Origin of the sequence: Lelliottia sp. 7254-16 (assembly GCF_002922995.1) — a bacterium.
GTDB lineage: Bacteria > Pseudomonadota > Gammaproteobacteria > Enterobacterales > Enterobacteriaceae > Enterobacter > Enterobacter jeotgali.
In genome coordinates this window covers 1-18,498 of the sequence record NZ_PQVS01000014.1, presented here as the reverse complement: position 1 = coordinate 18,498, position 18,498 = coordinate 1, and the positions used below count along the sequence as shown (strand labels likewise).

Below are 18,498 nucleotides of genomic sequence, written 5' to 3'. Positions count from 1 at the left end.
ATTCACCTGAGATTAATCCTAAAACGAATTTCGCATCAGCTTACCCATTTCTGGAACCGATCCCGCTGACCCGCGCACAGTAAGGGGCGCGATTCATAATCAAAACTGACGGTTATCGCAAAATACATTTGCGATAGGAATATATCCTTGTCATGCAATTTTATTGGGGATAAGGTAAATCCCACATCAGATTTCCTGGTGTAACGAATTTACAAGTGCTTCTTGCATAAGCAAGTTTGATCCCGGTCATCCCCATGACCGGGATTTTTTTCGCCTCAACGATTCACTTCGCTGATGCTGAAGTCATGAATGTCGAGCTCAAACGCCTCGGCCAGTTCGCGGTAGGTGTGATAATCCCGCCCATCGATACTGACGCGCGTGGGGTCATCCTCGGCGCGACGAACTTCACCTTCGCTGATTTCATTTATCGCGGCCAGCAGGGCATCGACATCGACGCTGACTTCGCGTTTCGCGGTGTCGCTGTACTCTTTCGCGGTCTTCATTACTCATACCTCATTTCGCCGTCTCCAGCGTTAAGTATAGACTGCCCACAAAAGCGCCACTCACGCTTGCGCCCGCTGTCAGTTGCTGCGTTTTGTTCTACACTGGCTCAAAACCACAGGAGGATTTTATGAAGGTCAACGATCGGGTCACCGTCAAGACGGACGGCGGACCGCGCCGCCCAGGCGTAGTACTGGCAGTGGAACAGTTCAACGAAGGCATCATGTACCTGGTGTCGCTGGAAGATTACCCGCTCGGAATCTGGTTCTTTAACGAGATTGGCCATTCAGATGGCATCTTTGTGGAACTGTCCGACTCTGAATGAATCGCTGCGCGTCGGGTAAGCGTCGACTTGCCCGGCCGTAGAAAACGAAAAATCTCTGGCAAGGCCAGAGATTGATGTTGTGTGAAGAGATAAATAATTAGCGCATATTGACAAAAATACCGTTGGTCACATTATCCGTCAGACGAACAACATGATAGATAACCTGTTTATTATGCGTTTTTATTTTCCTTTTAATATTACCCTTGTGTGACGATACCGTTTTAGCTTTGATATTCATCTGATCGGATATTTGAATTGTCCCTTGTCCCGCCATCCACATTCTGAGCATACTCGATTCAGTGCGGCTTAATGATAGCGTGGGTAAGTTAAATTCCGCTACACTCTTTGTCTCTTTATTCAAATAATCACCCAAAATGTCATCCAGCGACTCGGGCTTAATTGATTTAGAACTGATCAATAAATTTTTACGTACCAGCAAATATTCATCAAAATGGATATTCGCAATAGCCATAAAAACAATAAACAAGGTTTTAGGATGTTGATTAATGATCTGCTTAATGTGCTGACTGTTGGCTGGATCGTGAATGAAACAGTCCTCATTAATAAACACCACGCCAGGCTTGTAAGTGTCACAAGCGGCTTCAAGTTCACCAACATCATGCACATCGTTGATGTCTCGCTTTTTAACCCCTCTGCTTGCCAGATACCCGGTTAGCCCTAGCCGGGTGTAACTGCATAAATCCATAATGATCGTTGACATGGCATACCCTCACTCAATGCGTAACGATAATTCACCACCTGCCTGAGAGCTCATAACAGCCATACGGGATGGAATAAAAAGTATATACCCTTCATACTTCAAGCTGCAGGTGCGTTGGCTGCGCCTGCTCACCCCAGTCACTTACTTGAGTAAGCTCCTGGGGATTCTCAGGCTTGCCGCCTTCCTGCAACTCGAATTATTTCGGGTATTACCTGTGAGCAATACAAAGACTTTCAGGCGGACTCACTATCCCGTAAAGTTACGTATAATTTGCCAGGAATCATCTTAAAGTAAAGTAAATGTTGAGTATTGTGAGGGGCATAAAAACAAATAAACCGCACCAGATATATCCTGGTAGATGTTTTTCATGTTTTATTTTAAGAATATCCTTAGAGAGACAATATAAACATCAGGGATTATTATTCTGGGGTAGTTCGTGAACAATATCGGCCAACAAATTAAATAGTTCACCAAATAAATGTTCGCAGAAAGGAGCGATAAGTGGCATTAACAGCGCCATCAATATCATGCCAACGGTCAGCGTAACCGGGAAACCGATGACAAATACGGAAAGCTGTGGCGCCATGCGGTTCAGCAAGCCCAGCGCGAGGTTGACGGTCAGGAGCAGGGTAATGACCGGCAGCGCCAGCATCAGCCCGTTGAGGAAAATCAGCCCTGCGGCACGCGTCAGCGCCAGAAACGCGTTGCTGTTGACCGGATTTCCGCCGACCGGCAGCGTGTGGAAGGTGTCAACCAGCATTGAGATGAGCCACAGGTGGCCGTTGAACGATAAGAACAGCAGCATCGCCAGCATATCAATGAGGCGTGCCAGCACCGGCATGTTGAGATGGCTGGCCGGATCGACAAAGGTGGCGAACGACAACCCCATCTGCAGGCCAATCAGCTCACCGGCGGTACGAATCGCTGCAAACGCCAGCTGCATGGTAAAGCCAATCGCTACGCCGATCAGCACCTGCTGTAGCGCAAGCCAGATTGCCTGCGGGGAGAAAATCGGCACGTCAACCGGCGGCAGTGAAGGCGCAATGACAAAGGTAATCAGTAACCCCAGCCCGACTTTAGCGCGCTTGGGAATCGATTTTTCGCTGAGGATTGGCGCCGTCATGATCAGCGCCATCACGCGTAGCAGCGGCCAGAAATAGAGCCCAAGCCACTGGATAAACTGATCGCTGGTGAAGTGTAGCATTCAGATTTTCAGCCGATGATGTACGGCAGATTGGTAAACAGATTGCGCATGTAATCCAGCAACAGGTTTAACATCCACGGCCCGGCGACGATAATGGTCACGAAAACGGCAATGATTTTTGGAATGAACGACAGCGTCATTTCGTTAATCTGCGTCGCTGCCTGCAAAATACTGATCACCAGACCGGTGACCAGAGCCACTAATAGCAGAGGCGCGGCAACGGAAATGGCGACTTTCATCGCTTCCGTGCCCATCATCATGACCGATTCAGGAGTCATCGAGAGCGCCTCAACTGTAGAAGCTCTGCGCCAGTGAACCGACCAGCAACTGCCAGCCGTCGACCAGTACAAAAAGCATTATCTTAAAGGGCAGGGCAATGGTGGCGGGGGGCACCATCATCATACCGAGCGCCATCAGGACGCTGGCAATCACCAGGTCGATAATCAGGAACGGGATAAAAATAGTGAAGCCAATCTGGAATGCAGTTTTCAACTCACTGGTTACGTAAGCGGGCAACAGAATGCGCATCGGCACCGCTTCCGGCCCTTGCATTGGCCCGGCATTTGCCAGGCGGGCAAACAGCGCCAGGTCGGCTTCGCGGGTCTGGCGCAGCATGAATTCACGCAGCGGCTGAGCGCCTTTTTCCAGCGCTTCCTGCATCGAAATCTTGTCTTCACTGAACGGCTGATAGGCGTCGGCGTAAATCTTGTCGATAACCGGCGACATAATAAAGAAGGTCAGAAACAGGGACAATCCGAGCAGCACCTGGTTTGGTGGCGCAGAGGGCGTACCCAGCGCATTTCGCAGCAAACCAAAGACGATGATGATGCGGGTGAAGCTGGTCATCATCAGCAAAATGGCCGGGATAAAAGTCAGCGCGGTAATGAAAACCAGCGTCTGCACCGGCAGGGACCAGCTCTGTCCTCCACCCGCGATAGGCGTAGAGATAAGACCAGGCAATTGCGCATACACAGAAGGAGCAAACAGGCCGAGGCCTGCAAGCGTAAGGGACAACACACGGCGCATCACGATCTCCCGGTACGCTTAAGCAAACTCTTCATAACGGACTGAAAATCCGCTGGATTCTCTGCGTTCTCTGACGCTGTTTCCGGCGCAGGAGGCAGTTTATGCAACACATTGATCTGTGATGCGGTTACGCCCAACACCAGGCGGGCGTCTTCCACATCAACGATAACGACGCGTTCGCGCGGGCCGAGCGACGTACTGGCGCTGACTTTCAGGCCGCGCGCGTGGGCGGTTTTACCCGCCAGGCCAAAACGTTTAGCCAGCCACGCCGCGATCAGAATAAAGGCAATAATACCGAACAGCGCACCGCTGACTTGCAGCAGCGGCGAGCCGGGAACCGCAGAGGGTTGTGATACCGTTGCCTGAGTTTTCATGCTTAACGGCTCAGACGACGCATACGTTCGGATGGGGTGATGATGTCAGTAATACGCACGCCGTATTTATCGGCCACGACGACAACTTCGCCCTGAGCAATCAGATAGCCGTTGATCAGAATATCCAGCGGCTCACCGGCCAGACCGTCAAGTGCCACGACGGAACCTTGCGTCAGACGCAGCAGTTCTTTAATGGTCATGCGGGTACGGCCCAGTTCGACGGTCAGCTTGACCGGGATATCCATAATCAGGTCGATGTCCTGCAGCGTGCCGCTGACGTCGCCGCCGCCCAGCTGTTGAAACACCGCGTCCGCCGCGCTTTTGCTCGGGGTTGCCTGTTGCTCGTTTAACGCATCAGCCCACAGATCGTCCAGTGCTCCGCTGTTTTCATCGGACGGATTGTTCATGTCACTCATTTGGGCTGTTCCTCATTCAGCGAATTCAATATCGGATTGATCAAGTGCTCAACGCGCAACGCGTACTGACCGTTCACAGTGCCATACTGGCTGGTCAATACCGGTACGCCATCCACATGGGCAATAATGCGGTCGGGTTTTTCTATCGGCAGAACATCGCCGGGTTGTAATTTCAGGATCTGGGACAAGCGCAGCGGGATATCCGCAAAGCTCGCCACCAGTTCAAGCTGTGAGTGCTGAACCTGACGTACCAGATTCTCGCGCCAGTTTTGATCTTCATTGCGCGAGTTTTCCAGAGGCGGGTTCACCAGCACTTCGCGCAGAGGCTCGATCATGCTGAACGGCAAGCAGATATTAAATTCACCGGTCAGATTGCCGATTTCCACGTGGAACGGCGTATTCACCACGATGTCGTTAGGCGAGGTGGTGATGTTGGTGAACTTCACCTGCATCTCCGAGCGCACATACTCCACTTCCAGCGGGTTAATCGCTTTCCACGCGTCGCTGTAGGATTCCAGCGCCAGCTTCAACATACGGTTGATCACGCGCTGTTCGGTATGGGTGAACTCGCGTCCTTCGACTTTCGTCGGAAAACGTCCATCACCGCCAAACAGGTTATCCACGGCGATAAACACCAGGCTCGGAGAAAACACGAACAGCCCGGTGCCACGCAGCGGTTTCAGGTGGATCAGGTTAAGGTTGGTTGGCACCGGCAGGTTGCGTGCAAACTCATGATAAGGCTGAATGCGGATCGCCCCGACGGTGATGTCCGGGCTACGACGCAGCAGGTTGAACAGTCCCATACGGAACTGACGCGCAAATCGTTCATTGATGATCTCCAGCGCCTGCAGGCGCTCGCGCACCACGCGACGCTGGGTATTCGGGTCATAGGGGCGAATATCAGGTTCGCCGCCCAGTCCCGGTTGAGGATCATCGTTCTTGTCGCTGTCGCCATTAAGCAGCGCATCGATTTCCGCTTGAGAAAGAATACTATCGCCCATGTCTCTACCGCAGGATGAAAGCTGTGTACAGAACGTCAGTGACTTCCTGCTTAGATTGACCGGTTACCAGTGGCGGTGCCAGCGTCTGCTTGATGGCTTCAACCAGCTTTTGCTTACCGTCATCGGTTGCCAGCCCGGAGGCGTCCTGGCGAGAGAAAAGCAGTAACAGACGGCTACGTACTTCTGGCAGATATTCGCTCAGACGGGTACGCGTCGCTTCGTCTTTCAGACGCAGGGTAATGCCGATATACAGCACGCGATCCGCATCACCGAGGTTAACGGTGAACGTATCCAGTGCGAAAAAGACCGGGGCCGGAGGCGGCGGGGGTTCTGCTTTGGCAGCGGCTGACGGCGCTTGTTGTGCACGCCAGTAACTATAGCCAGCGGTCGCGCACGCGGCGAGCGTAATTAACACCAGCAGCGGGACCCAGATGGAGCGCTTGCCTTTTTTGGTGATAGCGGAGTCAGTCATCTGATACGAGCTTCCTGTTTGGTACAGCTAATAGAGTGATTATCCCGTGTCCTGCTTTGGTCAAAGCGTGGAAAAGACGGAGATAATCACGCTACCTCTGGCGTTTAGGCAAAGATGTCTACGGCGCCGTTTCCACGCGCTGCGGACTGCAATGCAGCAGGGGTTGCCAGCAGTTCATCCGTTTCATCATTAAATCCACCGGTCTGGCCGGAACGGGAAGCCTGCTGTTGCTGCTGGGATGAAGACTGTTGCTGCCCGGCGAAGCTTTCACTGCTGATGCTGCTTTGCGACAGCTGAATGCCGTTTTCCGCCAGCTGCGTGCGCAGCATAGGCAGGGCGGCTTCCAGTGCAGCACGCACGTGGCCATGAGCCGAAACCATCTGTAGCTGAGCCTGGTTTTCATCAAGTTTAAGCGAAATTTGCACTTGTCCCAGGTCTTCCGGATGCAGGCGCAGTTCAGCGCTTTGCTGGCCCTGTTTGGTGAACAGCGTAACGTGCTGGCTGATCGCCTGCTGCCATTCGTGCGTGCCCAGCGGCTGGCTGATAACCGGCGCAGTGGCTACGGTCGCAGCGGGCGGGGCGCTCACGTGACTGGTCATGATGGGCGCGAGCGTAGCCGTTGGTGACGAAGACGACGCAGAGCTTACCGCTTCCTGCTTCGCAGCTGCTGCGGCGGCGACGGGCGTTAACTGTGCACCGGCGGACAGGGCACCGTTGTCAGTATCCGTGTGGCTCTCCTGCGCTTTGCCGCGCAGAGGCACATCCGCGCTCAACAACGAACCGCGTCCCGCAGCCGTTTGTGCGGTCGTCGGCTGCGTCGTCACCGGACTGGCATCAACTGCCTGTGATGCTGCGGCAGTGGCCGTTTGTTGATGCGGCAACATAGCCATCAGCGCACTCAGCCCGGCCAGCTCTTCTTCGCTCAGATCCGCTTTGGCATCGTCTTTCTGTGCCGTTGCTGTGAGTGATTTCAGCGCATCGCCGTGAGTAGCAGGCAGTAATCCTGATACCAGGCTTTGCAAAGTTGCGGTCTGAGCCGTGTCATCGGCGGCAGTGAGCACATCCTGGCGCGCCAGCAAAGCGGCGAGTTTGGTCGGAACGGCGCTGTCACCGTCCTTCAGGAGTGCAGCTTTTGACAGCTTGCTGCCAGCGGCCTTGAGATCGGCCAACGTCAGCGGCGCCTCTTTACCCTGGCCTGCGGTGTCGGTTAAAGCGCCCGCCAGCAAAGACAGAAAATCTTGTGCGCCGTCAGCGCCTTTTCCAGCCTGCGTACCGCCGGACAGGTCAGTGTCGGTCATCAGCAGTTGTTGCAGTGTGATCATTCCGGTTTCCTCATTGATGCGCGCTGGGCAAACTCATCCATTTTCTTCTGATCAAGGCGGTTCTCGGCGAGCAGTGTCGCGCTAGCCTGGCGGTTCTGTAACGTCGTCCAGGCTTGCAAACGTTGCTTTTTCTCACGCCAGAAATTCAGCGCCTTATCAACTTTCTGGTCCCACTGGGACAACTGCTGGCGATGCTGTTCTATCGCCTTTTCCAGCGTCTGGATAAACTGCTGATAGTTAATCCAGCGCTGACTGCCAATGCCCTGTGTCATATCGGTATTGAGGTTGGTGCGATATTCATGCTGATAGTCGATTAACATCGTCAACTGTTCTTCAGCCTGCTGATAACCTCGTCGCATTGCGCCAAGCTGCAATGCGGCATCATCAACTTCTTTTTCAGCCAGATCTTTTAGCGTAGCTAACGCGCCATTTTGCGCCATGATCTTCGCCCTCCACCTGTGTTACACCTGCGGGAAAATAATCTCTAAAGCCTGAAGCGAGTCTTCCCAGTCGGCACGTTCAAAAATACCTTGTTGCAAGAAAGCTTCCAGCTGCGGCCAGAGCGTAATCGCTTTGTCGAGCATCGGATCACTGCCTTTGGCATAAGCCCCGACGCTCACCAGGTCGCGGTTGCGCTGGAAGCTTGAAAGTAATTGTTTAAAGTTACGCACGCGGGCGTAATGCTTTTCGGTAATCAGAGCGGTCATCGCACGGCTTATCGAGGCTTCGATATCAATCGCCGGATAGTGACCCGCTTCCGCCAGATGGCGGGAAAGCACGATATGACCGTCGAGGATCGCACGCGCCGAGTCGGCAATCGGGTCCTGTTGGTCATCGCCCTCGGTCAGTACCGTATAAAATGCAGTGACGGAACCGCCGCCGCTCACGCCATTACCCGCGCGTTCAACCAGGGCAGGCAGTTTGGCAAACACCGACGGCGGATAGCCTTTGGTCGCCGGTGGTTCACCGATCGCCAGCGCGATTTCACGCTGCGCCATCGCATAACGGGTGAGGGAATCCATAATCAGCAATACGTGCTGGCCGCGATCGCGGAAATCTTCGGCGATACGGGTGGCGTATGCCGCGCCCTGCATGCGCAGAAGGGGAGACACGTCCGCCGGAGCGGCAATTACCACGGAACGTGCGCGTCCGTCGGCGCCGAGAATGTTCTCGATAAAATCTTTAACTTCACGACCACGCTCCCCGATAAGGCCAACGACAATCACGTCGGCTTCGGTGTAACGCGCCATCATGCCGAGCAGCACCGATTTCCCGACGCCCGAACCGGCAAACAGGCCCATACGCTGCCCGCGACCGACGGTCAGCAGGGCGTTGATCGGACGCACGCCGGTGTCCAGTACGTGTTCAATCGCCGTTCGTTGCAGCGGGTTCACGGGCTGAGTCACCAGCGCGCCGGTTTCGGTGGTGTCGGGAGTAGGCAGTCCGTCGAGCGGTTTACCCGCACCGTCAAGCACGCGGCCTAACAGCGCCGGACCGAGGGGCAATTGTTTGCCGCTGTGCAGCCCGTCGCCGGTATTATTTTTGGCGTACACCCGCGCGCCGGGCAGAATGCCTTCCACCTCTTCGAGCGGCATTAAAAACAGACGTTGTCCGTTAAAACCGACGACTTCGCTTTCGACTTCGCGGGTTTCATTGGCGTCCTGGCGTTCGATCACGCAGGTCGCGCCGAGCGGCAACTGAAGGCCAGTGGCTTCCAGTACCAGCCCGGTGGCACGGGTCAGACGCCCATAACGACGAACAGACGGCAGTTGCGCCATCTTCGTTTCAAAGTTATCGAGAGTGGTGAGCCAGCGCGTGAGACGGGCGGTCATCAGACAACTCCCGGTGCAGCCAGACGGCACAATTCCTGCCAGCGCGTGGCGACGCTGGCATCGAGATCGCCTTCATCAGCCGACACTTTGCAGCCGCCGTGGTGTAACGATGGATCGCCGCGCAGACGCCAGCCGTGCAGGCTCAGCGTCGCGCCGAGCATCTCTTCGACGCGCTGTAAATCATCGGGATGCACGCGCAGCTGCGGTTTACCGCTGAACAGCGGTTCCTGCTGGAGCAAACCCTGAATCTGTTTAATCAGTGCGGAGTTATCCACCGCGGGCGTATGGCCAATCACCTGACGCGCGGCTTCCAGCGCCATTTGCATCAGACGCGAGGCAATCACGCTATCGAGCGCGTCGAGCGTGTTTTGAAACTCGCTCACCAGCTGCTGCATCCGCGCATGTACCGGGGCTTGCTGCTGGCGAGACTGCTCAAGGCCCTGTTCCAGACCCTGCGCTTTACCTTCCTCATAACCCTGCTGGTGGCCAAGCTGGCGGCCTTCGTTCATTCCGGCGGTGTAGCCTTGCTCATGCGCCTGCATTTGCAACTGCGCCAGCATTTGCGCGCGCTGCTCTTCTTCGCTCAGCTCTGGCGCATCGTCCGTCACGTCTTCCTCGCTGGCCTGAACCAGCGCGGGCATAAACTCCGTCATGGGTGGCGCCAGATCGTCCGGAGTCCAGCGCTTCCACGGCAGTTCATTAGACATATGCATCGTCTCCGCTGCCAATCACCATCTCGCCAGTCTCGGCCAGACGACGAACGATGAGCAGGATCGCTTTCTGTTCGTTTTCCACCTGAGACAGACGAACCGGGCCACGGTTGGCAAGGTCGTCGCGCAGGATATCCGCCGCACGCTGAGACATGTTGCGCAGGAATTTCTCGCGCAGCGGCTGCTCGGCACCTTTGAGGGCGATAAGCAGAGATTCGGAGTCCACTTCCTGGAGCAGGCGCTGAACGCTGCGGTCGTCGACTTCGACCAGGTTTTCGAACAGGAACATCTCGTCGATAATTTTCTGAGCCAGCTCGCCGTCGAATTCGCGAACGGCGGTAATAACCGCTTCTTCCTGCTGCGTTTTCATCAGGTTGATAATTTCTGCTGCCGTTCTCACGCCGCCCATTTTGCTGCGCTTGAGGTTCTGGCCGTCGAGCAGGCTGTTCAGCACTTCGGTCAGTTCTGCCAGCGCGGCTGGCTGGACACCGCCAAAGGTAGCGATACGCAGCATCACGTCGTGACGCAGGCGTTCGTCGAACAGCGCCAGAATATCTGCCGCCTGGCCACGTTTGAGGTGAACCAGGATGGTAGCGATAATCTGCGGGTGCTCGTCGCGAATAAGGTCGGCGGCGCTCTGCGGCTCCATAAAGTTGAGCGTTTCGATGCCGCTGGCGGTATCGCGCGTTTCGAGAATATCTTCCAGCAGGCTGGCTGCACGTTCTTCGCCCAGCGCTTTGACCAGGACCGAACGCAGGTAGTCGTTGGCGTTGACGTTGAGCGCAGCGAACTGTTCCGCTTCCTGCTCAAACTCGGCCAGTACTTCTGTTAGCTGTTTATTGGAAATCTGACGCACGTTCGCCATTGCCGCACTGAGCACCTGAACTTCGCGCTGGGAGAGGTGTTTAAACACCTCCGCCGCACGATCTTCACCGATGGTCATCAGCAGAATGACGCTTTTATCTGTACCGCTAAGATTACTCATCTTCGTTACCCATCCACTGGCGGATCACCAGCGCGACGACGCGTGGATCGTTATCTGACATTTCACGAATACGCTGGCTCATCACCTCAGCGCCCATGCGCTGATTGGCGCGGCGTTGCTGCATTTGCTCGTCTTTGCTCAGACGAACTTCAACAGCATCTTCCGTTTCCTGACGCGTATTCATGCTTTCTTGTGCGGCTTTGAGCTGTTCTGCGCGGCGGTTCAGCTGTGGACGAACACCTTTACGCCACAGCAGCCATGCGACAATCAGCACCAGTAACCAGCGGCCTGCGGACATCAGCTGATCGATAAACGATTGCTGTTGCCAGAATGGCAATTCGCCACCTGATTCGTCGGTTGCTGTGAACGGCGAGTTAACCACGTTCAGGGAGTCACCGCGTTTTTCGGAGTAGCCCATCGCTTCGCGGGTCAGGTCTTCGATCTGTTTCATCTGATCGGTGGTCAGCGGCAGTGGCTTTCCATCCGGCAGCGTTTTGTAGTTCACCACCACGGCAACGGACAGGCGCTGCACATCGCCGACGTTCATTTTTGTGTGGCGAATGGTGCGGTCCACTTCGTAGTTCGTGGTTTCATTACGGCTGGAATTACGCGGACCGGCGTTTGCCGCCGTCGACGTGGTCTGCTGTTGACCATTATTCTGCTGAGCGTTTTGCTGGTTCGCCGGAGGTGTTGAAATTGGCGCCGCGTTTGCCGGGGCAGGGGTATTCGAGAGCGCGCCTGGAACGCCGCCTGGATTCTGGCCACCAATCTGGTCGGTGGTATTCAGCTGGCGAGAACGCATCACCGCCTGAGCCGCATCGCCGTTCGGGCTGTACTGCTCTTCGGTCTGCTCTTTATTGGCGAAATCAATCTGGGCGGTGACTTGCGCGTGTACGTTACCAGTGCCGACGATCGGACCAAGAATCGCTTCGATACGACGCTGGACGCGACCTTCGACATCGGTAGCATATTTAAGCTGCGCGTCATTCAGGTCGCGGCTGCTGGTGTTGGATTGCGTCAGCAGATGACCGCCCTGATCGACCACCGTGACGTTACCCGGCGGCAGACCTGCGACGGCGCTTGAGACCAGGTGAGTCACGGCGCTGATTTGTCCTTCGTCCAGCGCGCGGCCAGGCTCAAGATTGACGGTCACAGAGGCAGTAGGGGATTTTTGTTCGCGAACGAACAGAGACGGTTTTGGCATCGCCAGGTGTACGCGAGCGCTTTTCACCGGGCCGAGCGTTTCAATGGTGCGGGCCAGTTCGCCTTCCAGCGCGCGCTGGTAGTTGATCTGCTCGCTAAACTGGCTGATACCGAATTTTTCCTGGTCCAGCAGTTCAAATCCGACCGCGCCGCCTTTCGGCAGGCCTTGCTGAGCCAGACGCAAACGCAGTTCGTGAACTTTGTCGGCCGGCACTTCCAGCGCACCGCCGTTATCCGCAAAGCGGTAAGGGATGTTCATCTGGGTCAGCTGGGTAACGATAGCCCCGCCGTCCTGATCGGAAAGATTGCTGTAAAGGGTGCGGTAGTCCGGGCTTTTCGCCCACAGGACCATCGCCACGAGAATCGCAATAGCGGCAGCGCCTGCCACGATCAACGGGATTTTAGGGTTCGCACGCAGGCGATTCATCCACTCGAGCGATTTATTTTGCGGTGCTGCAGATGCTGTCGCAGTCATAACGCACCTCTAGGCTCGATGTGGATTACGTGATTCGTGTAGTGAAACAAAACTGACTCCCGGGTCGGCAAACACGACAAAAGGTCCATATTGATGGCCCTGCCATTATTTGATGATTCGGGATTTTCTATGCGTCAAATAACCTGGTTTTTTAACGCTATTTACCGCCATTATCTTATTGACAAGGTGCTAGTCTTAACCGCGTAAAAAACCATCCAGGGGAGAGTCATGGCTATACAGGGCATTGAAGGGGTGATCGGTCAGTTGCAGGCAACGGCGATGACGGCCCGCAATCAGGACGTTTCGGCGGATACGCAATCGACGGTCAGCTTTGCAGGGCAACTGCACGCCGCACTCGATCGCATCAGCGACACACAAAACGCGGCCCGCGTGCAGGCAGAAAAATTCTCCCTCGGCGAACCGGGTGTGGCGCTCAATGATGTGATGACCGATTTGCAAAAATCATCGGTCTCTTTGCAGATGGGGATTCAGGTACGTAACAAGCTGGTAGCGGCTTACCAGGAAGTGATGGGCATGCAGGTGTAGTTCCTGCGACGAAAACCATCTTACGCTGGCGGCTTTAACGCTTTAATGCCACAATCTTTTTTTCTTCACAGGCAGGAAAGATGATGAAAAAAAGTATTATGGTTGGCGCACTGCTGGCGTTAACCGGTTGTGTACAGGTCGATAATTATCAGGACGTGATCAAGCATCCTGTTCCTTCAAATCTGGCGGGTTACTGGCAGTCGAAAGGGCCGCAAAGTAAAATGGTCAGCCCGGAAGCGATTGCTACGCTGGTGGTGACGGAGGAGGGCGATACTCTCGACTGCCGTCAGTGGCAGCGCGTGGTGGCGGTACCGGGTAAAATCATGCTGCGTTCCGATGATTTTTATAATGTCACCCGCAAGCTAGATATCTACCCGCTTGAACGCAATGGCAACACCCTGGAATATGATGGAATGGAATTGCAGCGCGTCGACCGTCCGACGGTAGAATGCGCCGATTACCTGACCAAGAATCCGCTTGAGAGCCAGGTGAAGTAGATTTTTTTCGCTTATCCGGCCTACACATCGGACTGTAGGCCGGGTAAGACGCAGCCACCACCCGGCAAAATTTCCCCAGGCTACAACACATCCTCCATTACCCAGATACTCACGCTGCCGCCTTTGCAGGTGAATGTCCCTTCGCCGTCGGCGGCGGTGGTGACGGTTTCTTCACGGTTGCCAAGGAAATCTCGCCAGCTCCTGTTACCGTAATTCTCCCCCAGACACAGCACTTTTTCGCCATCGTCCCCGTTGGACATCACGACGACACAGCCCGGATCTTCATCCGTGCCGCTGCGGCTGAAGGCGATACAGTTCGGATGATCAAACCATAGCGTCTGCACGCCGTGGGCAAAGCGCTGGCGGGCGAGGATCAGTTCGTGGAGCTGTTCGATAACCGGCATCACGATTGGGTAGGTTTCACCATCCCCGCCGGTATCTTCATAGCTGGCACCGAATAAATCTGGATAGAACACGCTCGGCACGCCATTTTCACGCAGCAAAATCAGGGCATAGGCCAGTGGTTTAAACCAGGATTCGACCGGGGCTTCCAGCGCCTGTAACGGCTGAGTGTCATGGTTGGCGACCAGCGTCACGGCGTGGAACGGATCGGCTTCGACCAGCGTGCCGGTGAAAATCTGGCTCATGTCGTAGTCGCGGCCCTGGCGGGACGCTTCATGAAATTTCATCTGCAATGGTGCATCGAACAGCATGGTTTTGCCTTCCACCTGCTCGATATATTGCTGCAGTTTGTCGACTTCGTGGGACCAATATTCGGCCACAATAAACAGCGGCTTGGGCGCAACTTCCTGCACGTGTTCGATCCACTCTTTATAGAACCATGCGGGAATATGTTTTACCGCATCGAGGCGAAAACCGTCGCAGTGCGTTTGATCCATCACCCAGCGCGCCCAGTATTTCAGTTCTTCGGTGACCGCATGATTGCGAAAATCGATGTTTTCGCCCATCAGGTAGTCGAAATTCCCCATCTCATCATCGACCTGATCGTTCCAGCCGTCGCCGGTGTAATCATTCACGATTTTGAAGATGCTGTCTTCGTTGGGGTTTTCAATGTGATCGATGCCGCTGAAGCATTTGTAATCCCAGATAAACTCGGAATACTGCCCGGCGCGAACCGGGAAGGTGTACCGCGTCCAGGCCTCACATTCGATCACCTCGTCGTCAATCTGCGTTCTGTCCTGCTCATTCACCCGCTGCACGCGGATCGACTCTTTCTCATCTGCGCCCATTTTGTGGTTCACCACCACGTCCAGCAGTACGGCGATCTCATTGCTTTTTAACGCGTCAATCGCTTCCAGCAACTGGGCTTTATCGCCGTATTTGGTTGGCACTGAACCTTTCTGATTAAACTCACCGAGATCGAACAGATCGTAAGAGTCGTATCCGACGGAATAGCCGCCCGATGCGCCTTTGTACGCCGGTGGCAGCCAAATCATGTTAATGCCGATTTCGTTGAGATTCGGGGCCAGTGCGGTCACTTCCCGCCACAGTTCACCGCCCGTGGGGTAATACCAGTGAAAACATTGTAATAGAGTGGGGTTTTTCATCTTCCGTGCTCCAGAATGAGGACACAGACAGTATGGTTGAGATAGGAAGAGTTAGCGGGTGAAATATGAAATTTCATTCACCCGCTGGGGTCTTGGTCGTCGCCAATCTAGAGATCATTGGGGAAAAGAATATTACCTGATAAACGTCCGTAGGCCGCATTGAGATTATGTTGTCGGGACGTTTGCCCAACCAGAGCTCTTAACTCTTCCATGCGCTGATTTAATAACGCTTTTAACTCAACTTCATTATCAAGGATCTGTTTCAGAATAGGGCGGATTTGCGCCTGTAAATGGGGCGCAATTTCGCTGGCATCCTGGAATCGTGTGAGTTTTTCTACGGCCGAAAGGTAATCGACTTCGTAAGCAATAAGCTCATCCCAACGCCCAGATTTTGTCAGAACCAGCATTGCGGTGCTGGTGGCTAACAACTGCTGATAATGCTGGAGCAACCCGAGATTGGCTTCCATTAGTAATTGTCCCGCACGTTTTGAGAATGTGGGCCTATCTCTTTCCAGGCGTCAGCAATGTTATTCAGCAACTCAACCACTTCATTGATGGCATTGATATCATTATGAAGATTGGCCTGTAAAAGACGCCTTGTCATGTAGTCGTAAAGGCTATCAAGATTTGTTGCCAGGTCTCCGCCAACGTCATGGTTGATACCTGACTGCAAACCGTTGCTGATAATGTTGATAGCCTTACTCAACGCCTGCCCTTTACCGGGAATATCCCCTTGCTCAATCAGTATCATGGCTTTTTTCATGGCGCTTAATGCGCCATCAAAAAGGAGCACCACCAACTGATGCGGGCTGGCGCTCAGGACGGCGCTTTCTACGCCGACCTGAGCATATGCCTGAATCCCCGATTTTGTATACATGGTAAAACCTCAACTCATCATTGATTAACTGTTCATGGCGTTGAACTGTTGGGTCAGATAGCTGCCTGTTGAATCCATCTGAGAAACAAGCTGACTCAAACTGGTAAATTGCGTTTTGTAACGCGCCATGGTGGCGGTAATTTGGTCGTTGACGCGATCATATTGATCAGAAAGCTGTTTCAGCGTTTTGTTAATACCGTCGGTGGCATTTTTGACTGAACCGTCGGTGCCTAAAATACTCTTCAACAAGCTGCTGGTTTGCGTCGCGAAACCGGTGGTTTTGCCATCGCCAGACAGGAATGAGACCACATCTGCGGATTTCTCGGTCAGCGCTTTATTCAGTTTGGTACTGTCAACGGTCAGTTTGCCGGTGATATCCTGGGTGATACCTAACTGAGACAGCGTGGCTAACTCACCGCTACCCTGTGCTGCCGACAGTTTTGAACGCAGCTGGGTCTGAATACTGCGCAGCGTACCGTCGCCCAGCAGATCGCCGTTGCTGGTGTCTTGCGCGCCGTTGCCCTGATCCACTTTTGTATATTTCGTCTGATTACCAATCGTGGTTTGCAGCGAGTTATACGCATCGACAAACGCCTGAACCGCATCGAGCATTGGCTGGTTGTCTTTAACCACCGTCAGCGTTTCCGGGCTGCCTTTATTCGTTTTGGTCAGATTCAGCGTAACGCCTTCTGGCGCATCAGTAATCGTGTTGCTGCTACGGGTAATTTCAATCCCGTTAATTTTGACCACCGCATCGGATGCTGCAACTTGCTCAGTCATCGCATTACTGGATGCTGCCGAATCGTAGCTCACGTATTTAGCCAGTTCGGCGTCATCCGTGGTGACGGTCATTTTATTCGTTGTGCCGCTGTCACGAGAGGTCAGCGCCAGATAATAGCTGTTGTCATCCGCTTTAATGATACTGGCGGTCACGCTGCCCTGTTTGGCGTTAATCGCGTCACGAACATCAGAGAGGCTCGTTTTATCGCTGGCCAACGTCACTGTCAGTGGATCTTTCTGACCCGGCTGCGTGATCGTCAGGGTGCGCGAGCTCATGCTGCTATCACCGAGATCGGTATCTTTGCTGGCCACTTTCGGGCTGAGCAAGGACTGTGAAGCGGCTAATCCAGTCACTTCAACAGAATAGGTTCCCGCAGTCGCACTGGTTGAGAGTGTGGTACTGAACGCCGAGTTGGTGCTGGACACCTTAGCCTGAGCAATAGCTGAGGTATTTTTTAACGCGTCAGAAGCCGTTTGTAATTTGGTTAACGAGGCCTGAACAACGTTCCACGCAGTGAGTTTTGCTTTATAAGAGGTTTGCTGCGTAGTAATAGGTGTCAGTTTGGTTTGCTCAGCTGTCTGTAAATTGTCATACAACGTACTGAGTCCCAGATTGGTACCTGCGCCGAGCGAACTGATACTTGCCATAACACTTCATCCTTTATTGAGACAATCACTGGATGGTCTATCGGCAGAAACGAAAAAAAGATTAGCGTTATTTTGCAAAAACAATGCGCAAATAAAGGCCGCAAATAATGTGTAGTTTGGGCTTTTAAAAAAATGATCTTTTTTTCTAAAGGTTGAGAACGCAGTGTCGATAATCAGAATGACGGTAAGAAAGCCGTGGGCAGTTGCCTGAATCTGATAACTAATTCGAAGGAATACATCATGGCTGTTATTAATACTAACACCCTTTCTCTGATGACTCAGAACAACCTGAGCAAATCTCAGTCTTCTCTGGGCACCGCGATCGAGCGCCTGTCCTCCGGCCTGCGTATTAACAGCGCAAAAGATGATGCAGCGGGTCAGGCGATTGCTAACCGCTTCACCTCTAACATCAACGGTCTGGGCGTTGCTGCACGTAACGCTAACGACGGTATCTCTCTGGCGCAGACTGCTGAAGGCGCACTGGGCGAAATCAACAACAACTTGCAGCGTATCCGTGACCTGACCGTTCAGGCGCAGAACAGCTCTAACTCTGCATCTGACATCGACTCCATTCAGGCTGAAGTTAACCAGCGTATGGAAGAAGTTAACCGCGTTACCACGCAGACTGACTTCAACGGCATCAAAGTACTGAACACCGGTACTGGCTCAAGCAGCTACAGCTTCCAGGTTGGCTCTAAAGATAACGAAACTATCGCTATCAACCTGAGCAGCTCTGATTCCTTCAACCTGTACAGCGCAACTGGCGCGACCTTTGATACCTCTGGTCAGACTATCAATGGCACTGCGCGTACGACGAAAGCTGAAGGCTTCGACGTTCTGAGCGGTACTGTTAACTCCACCGGTGGTGTTAACGGCGGCCCACTGGCTGACATCGATGCGGCAATCAAATCTGTTGATAACCAGCGCAGCCTGCTGGGTGCGTCTCAGAACCGTTTCGAGTCCACCATCACTAACCTGAACAACACCGTAAACAACCTGTCAGCTGCACGCAGCC

At 53.9% G+C, this 18,498-nt stretch carries 23 protein-coding genes; 4 read left to right on the top strand and 19 right to left on the bottom strand.

Annotated elements, in window-relative coordinates:
* Positions 1-275: 275 nt before the first annotated feature.
* Positions 276-503 (bottom strand): YodD family peroxide/acid resistance protein, encoded by a 228-nt coding sequence (yodD, locus tag C3708_RS17275; RefSeq protein ID WP_095282479.1) that lies wholly within the window; start codon positions 501-503, stop codon positions 276-278.
* 128 nt (positions 504-631) lie between these two features.
* Here yodD and dsrB point away from each other — a divergent pair, with 128 nt between their 5' ends.
* Entirely contained in the window at positions 632-826 is a 195-nt protein-coding gene (gene dsrB / locus C3708_RS17270; RefSeq protein WP_174348393.1) for a protein DsrB, read from the top strand.
* 97 nt (positions 827-923) lie between these two features.
* Here dsrB and rcsA read toward each other — a convergent pair whose 3' ends face one another.
* The 14 genes from rcsA to fliF all read right to left on the bottom strand — a co-directional run bounded on the left by rcsA (position 924) and on the right by fliF (position 12,567).
* Positions 924-1,547, bottom strand: a complete 624-nt coding sequence (gene rcsA / locus C3708_RS17265) for a transcriptional regulator RcsA (protein WP_095282477.1) — start codon at positions 1,545-1,547, stop codon at positions 924-926.
* Between the two features lie 409 nt (positions 1,548-1,956).
* Entirely contained in the window at positions 1,957-2,751 is a 795-nt protein-coding gene (fliR, locus tag C3708_RS17260; protein WP_095282476.1) for a flagellar biosynthetic protein FliR, read from the bottom strand.
* Between the two features lie 8 nt (positions 2,752-2,759).
* Positions 2,760-3,029, bottom strand: a complete 270-nt coding sequence (fliQ, locus tag C3708_RS17255; protein ID WP_015959542.1) for a flagellar biosynthesis protein FliQ — start codon at positions 3,027-3,029, stop codon at positions 2,760-2,762.
* Between the two features lie 10 nt (positions 3,030-3,039).
* The gene (gene fliP / locus C3708_RS17250; RefSeq protein WP_095282475.1) at positions 3,040-3,777 is read right to left on the bottom strand and encodes a flagellar type III secretion system pore protein FliP; all 738 of its coding nucleotides are present in this window, start codon (positions 3,775-3,777) and stop codon (positions 3,040-3,042) included.
* Positions 3,777-4,151, bottom strand: a complete 375-nt coding sequence (fliO, locus tag C3708_RS17245) for a flagellar biosynthetic protein FliO (protein ID WP_095282474.1) — start codon at positions 4,149-4,151, stop codon at positions 3,777-3,779. The genes fliP and fliO overlap by 1 nt, the downstream gene beginning before the upstream one ends.
* Positions 4,152-4,153: 2 nt before the next feature.
* Positions 4,154-4,567 (bottom strand): flagellar motor switch protein FliN, encoded by a 414-nt coding sequence (fliN, locus tag C3708_RS17240; protein WP_095282473.1) that lies wholly within the window; start codon positions 4,565-4,567, stop codon positions 4,154-4,156.
* Complete coding sequence (gene fliM / locus C3708_RS17235) at positions 4,564-5,568, bottom strand: flagellar motor switch protein FliM (RefSeq protein WP_095282472.1); 1,005 nt, start codon at positions 5,566-5,568, stop codon at positions 4,564-4,566. Before fliM ends, fliN begins: the two co-directional genes overlap by 4 nt.
* Before the next feature lie 4 nt (positions 5,569-5,572).
* Entirely contained in the window at positions 5,573-6,040 is a 468-nt protein-coding gene (gene fliL / locus C3708_RS17230) for a flagellar basal body-associated protein FliL (protein ID WP_095282471.1), read from the bottom strand.
* Positions 6,041-6,144: 104 nt separating this feature from the next.
* Positions 6,145-7,362: a flagellar hook length control protein FliK gene (gene fliK / locus C3708_RS17225; protein ID WP_103949750.1), complete on the bottom strand. Its 1,218-nt coding sequence runs from the start codon at positions 7,360-7,362 to the stop codon at positions 6,145-6,147.
* Positions 7,359-7,802 carry a flagellar export protein FliJ gene (gene fliJ, locus C3708_RS17220; RefSeq protein WP_095282469.1) on the bottom strand — a complete coding sequence of 148 codons (444 nt, stop codon included), beginning with the start codon at positions 7,800-7,802 and terminating at the stop codon, positions 7,359-7,361. The genes fliK and fliJ overlap by 4 nt, the downstream gene beginning before the upstream one ends.
* 21 nt (positions 7,803-7,823) lie before the next feature.
* Positions 7,824-9,194 carry a flagellar protein export ATPase FliI gene (gene fliI, locus C3708_RS17215; protein WP_103949749.1) on the bottom strand — a complete coding sequence of 457 codons (1,371 nt, stop codon included), beginning with the start codon at positions 9,192-9,194 and terminating at the stop codon, positions 7,824-7,826.
* The gene (fliH, locus tag C3708_RS17210) at positions 9,194-9,901 is read right to left on the bottom strand and encodes a flagellar assembly protein FliH (RefSeq protein ID WP_095282467.1); all 708 of its coding nucleotides are present in this window, start codon (positions 9,899-9,901) and stop codon (positions 9,194-9,196) included. Before fliH ends, fliI begins: the two co-directional genes overlap by 1 nt.
* Positions 9,894-10,889 (bottom strand): flagellar motor switch protein FliG, encoded by a 996-nt coding sequence (fliG, locus tag C3708_RS17205; protein ID WP_095282466.1) that lies wholly within the window; start codon positions 10,887-10,889, stop codon positions 9,894-9,896. The genes fliH and fliG overlap by 8 nt, the downstream gene beginning before the upstream one ends.
* On the bottom strand, positions 10,882-12,567 hold the full coding sequence (fliF, locus tag C3708_RS17200; RefSeq protein WP_095282465.1) for a flagellar basal-body MS-ring/collar protein FliF: 1,686 nt from the start codon (positions 12,565-12,567) through the stop codon (positions 10,882-10,884). The genes fliG and fliF overlap by 8 nt, the downstream gene beginning before the upstream one ends.
* Before the next feature lie 228 nt (positions 12,568-12,795).
* Here fliF and fliE point away from each other — a divergent pair, with 228 nt between their 5' ends.
* Positions 12,796-13,113, top strand: coding sequence for a flagellar hook-basal body complex protein FliE (gene fliE / locus C3708_RS17195; RefSeq protein WP_103946121.1), 318 nt, complete (start codon positions 12,796-12,798; stop codon positions 13,111-13,113).
* 83 nt (positions 13,114-13,196) lie between these two features.
* Complete coding sequence (gene yedD, locus C3708_RS17190) at positions 13,197-13,610, top strand: lipoprotein YedD (protein ID WP_103949748.1); 414 nt, start codon at positions 13,197-13,199, stop codon at positions 13,608-13,610.
* Positions 13,611-13,690: 80 nt separating this feature from the next.
* On the opposite strand, the gene amyA is transcribed toward yedD, so the two are convergent.
* From amyA to fliD, 4 genes are all read right to left on the bottom strand, one after another.
* Entirely contained in the window at positions 13,691-15,178 is a 1,488-nt protein-coding gene (gene amyA, locus C3708_RS17185) for an alpha-amylase (RefSeq protein WP_103949747.1), read from the bottom strand.
* 107 nt (positions 15,179-15,285) lie between these two features.
* Positions 15,286-15,645, bottom strand: a complete 360-nt coding sequence (gene fliT, locus C3708_RS17180) for a flagella biosynthesis regulatory protein FliT (RefSeq protein WP_103946119.1) — start codon at positions 15,643-15,645, stop codon at positions 15,286-15,288.
* Positions 15,645-16,055 carry a flagellar export chaperone FliS gene (gene fliS, locus C3708_RS17175; protein ID WP_103946118.1) on the bottom strand — a complete coding sequence of 137 codons (411 nt, stop codon included), beginning with the start codon at positions 16,053-16,055 and terminating at the stop codon, positions 15,645-15,647. The genes fliT and fliS overlap by 1 nt, the downstream gene beginning before the upstream one ends.
* Before the next feature lie 24 nt (positions 16,056-16,079).
* Positions 16,080-17,483, bottom strand: coding sequence for a flagellar filament capping protein FliD (gene fliD / locus C3708_RS17170; protein ID WP_103946117.1), 1,404 nt, complete (start codon positions 17,481-17,483; stop codon positions 16,080-16,082).
* A gap of 240 nt (positions 17,484-17,723) precedes the next feature.
* On the opposite strand from fliD, the gene C3708_RS17165 reads away from it, so the two are divergent.
* A partial coding sequence (locus C3708_RS17165) for a flagellin (RefSeq protein ID WP_103949746.1) occupies positions 17,724-18,498 on the top strand: 775 nt, incomplete at its 3' end.